Raw genomic sequence first — 2,412 nt, 5'->3', positions numbered from 1 at the left:
GTGCGTGCTCGTTGTCCAACAGCGCTGTTTCGATCATCGGCCAAAGATCGTCGACCTCGGTCTTGAATCCGCGGTGCACCCGTCCGATCGTTTCGGCAACCACACTCGCCGCGTTCGCATCGGCCCGGATGTCGTTCCAGTCGTTCGGTTCGGTGCCCCGACACCCGATCACGCAGTCGTGCTGGTTGCGAAAGCGATACGCTTGGGATCCGTCGCGATCGAACAAGGTCACGTCGTCAAAGCCGGCGATCGCAGCGGCCGCCCGCGCTTCGGCTTCGTCGTTGTACGAAATCATCGATAATTCCGCGAACAACAACGATCGACGTAGAAAACTCAATTCCGCGACCGGTCCCTTGACCGCAGAATGGACGACCAACGGGACTTCGCCCGGATCCTGTACCTTGTCGATCGCTTCGACGGATCGTTGGGTCACGTCTTCAAGCACCCCTGCACCTCGCTGCCCGAAATGGCGATAGAGACGAAATCGGCTTACAGCCTAGAGCCAGCAGCCCCCTGCTGACCAGCCCAGCACTAAGCCTGGACGGTCGGCACGGCGATTTCGCTGACGATTTCCTGCAACACGCTTTCCGTGGTGACTTTGCGAAGTCGACTTTCCGGCCGCAGGATTAGACGGTGGTTCATCACCGGGGAGAGCACGCGTTTGATATCATCGGGCGTGACAAATCCACGGCCCCGAATCGCCGCCATCGCCTGACCGCAGCGAAATAACGCGATCGTCGCCCGGGGGCTGCCGCCGAGTGCCAGGTCATTGTGACGGCGCGTCTGCTCGATGATCTGCAAAAAGTACTGCCGCACCCGCGGATCGACGTGGACCTTGCGAATCTCCGCTTGCGCCGCAATCAGCTCTTTCGCCGTCGCGACGGCCGGCAAGCGATCGATCGGATGCGTGTGCTGCAGCAATTCCAACATCCGCATCTCTTCTTCCATCGACGGGTAACCCAGACTGAAACGCATCAGAAAACGGTCCAGCTGGGCCTCCGGCAGCGGGAACGTGCCTTCGTGATCGACGGGGTTTTGGGTGGCGATCACCAGAAACGGCTTTTCCAGAACATGCGTGGTTCCGTCGACGGTGACACAGCCCTCGGCCATCGCCTCTAACAACGAGGCCTGGGTTCGCGGCGTGGCACGGTTGATTTCGTCGGCCAGCAAAATCTGGGTGAAGACCGGACCGGCGCGAAACTCGAACTCGGCCTCTTTCTGGTTGAAAATCGATGTCCCCGTGACGTCGGTCGGCAACAGGTCCGGCGTGCACTGGACCCGTTTGAACTGGCAACCGATGCTTTTGGCCAACGCCCGGGCCAGCATCGTCTTGGCTACCCCCGGCACGTCTTCGAGCAACACGTGGCCGCCGCTGAACCAGGCGACCAGGGACAGCACCAGTTGCTTTCGTTTGCCGACGATCGCGTGCTCGACATTGGCGATCACCCGTTTGGCGAATTCGGAGACCGCCGCGACATTGGCGACTTCGCCGGCACCCCCGGCCGAGGCTCCTGCGTGGGCAGACGGGTCGACGACAGGTGGGGCTTCGGTCATAAGAAACAAATCGCGGGAAAGACGAGCTGGAGCGGGGCGGCGGCGAAGGCTGACTACCAGTTTAACTGATCAATCCGTTTGGTTTATTTGTCTAAATCTTTTTGCGACCCCCGCCAACGGCTTGAATTTCATCCTTCCAGCTACAATGGCCCGGCCACCGCTTTGTTCATCGTTTTCGCATGAAAATCACCGCCATCCCCCAGCTTTACCGGAATCTGCGCCGCTGGCGCGAGATCCTGGCCGTGCTGCGCCGCTACGGGTTGGCCGATTGGCTCAGCCAACACCGTCGGCTCCCCTTCCAGGGCTGGTTCAAGGACCATCGGGGCACGCCGCTGGCAGAGTACACGCGGGAACAACGGGTGCGGATGGCGCTGACGGACCTCGGCCCCACGTTCATCAAACTCGGCCAGATCCTGGCCGCACGCCCCGATCTGGTCGGCATCGCGTTGAGCGAAGAGTTGAAGGGGTTGCGGGCGAACGTTCGGCCGGACGACATTGCGACGGTACGGAAAACGCTGGCCGGCGAATTGGGCGACGATTACGAATCCCACTTCGCCAGCATTGATGCCCAGCCGCTGGCCAGTGCCTCGATCGGCCAGGTCCACCGCGCGGTGCTCAATGACGGACGGCGGGTGGTCTTGAAGGTCCAGCGGGCGGGAATCGAAAAGACGGTCAAGCAGGACATCGAGGTCCTGAGCGGATTGGCCGTGCTGGCCGAACGGGTCGAAACCGTGGCGGCCTGGCGGCCGGGCGAGGTGGTCCGCCAGCTCGCCCCGATCATCACCCGCGAGCTGGATTTCAGCCGGGAGCGGCAATCGCTGGAGCACTTTTCCGCGTGGATCGCCAAACACAGCGCGG

General features: G+C 61.9%; 2 protein-coding genes and 1 pseudogene. 1 reads left to right on the top strand and 2 read right to left on the bottom strand.

Features of this window, described 5'->3' with window-relative positions; genetic code table 11:
- Together ABX749_RS29685 and ABX749_RS29680 are read right to left on the bottom strand one after the other, a co-directional pair.
- Positions 1-433: pseudogene (locus ABX749_RS29685) on the bottom strand (lipase family protein); the annotation flags it as partial.
- A gap of 98 nt (positions 434-531) precedes the next feature.
- Positions 532-1,554 carry an AAA family ATPase gene (locus ABX749_RS29680; RefSeq protein ID WP_372899220.1) on the bottom strand — a complete coding sequence of 341 codons (1,023 nt, stop codon included), beginning with the start codon at positions 1,552-1,554 and terminating at the stop codon, positions 532-534.
- A 179-nt stretch (positions 1,555-1,733) separates the two neighbouring features.
- Between ABX749_RS29680 and ABX749_RS29675 the strand changes: the two genes are divergently transcribed.
- Positions 1,734-2,412: ABC1 kinase family protein (locus tag ABX749_RS29675; RefSeq protein WP_372899219.1), on the top strand; the 679-nt coding region annotated here is incomplete at its 3' end.

The sequence above is a fragment of the Stieleria sp. genome (assembly GCF_041595215.1).
GTDB classification, from domain to species: domain Bacteria; phylum Planctomycetota; class Planctomycetia; order Pirellulales; family Pirellulaceae; genus Stieleria; species Stieleria magnilauensis.
This window is presented reverse-complemented; position numbering and strand designations above follow the sequence as displayed.

What these genes read in the sequence shown, in the direction of transcription:
- ABX749_RS29680 (WP_372899220.1), bottom strand. Translation starts at nt 1,554, where the DNA reads ATGACCGAAGCCCCACCTGTCGTCGACCCGTCTGCCCACGCAGGAGCC.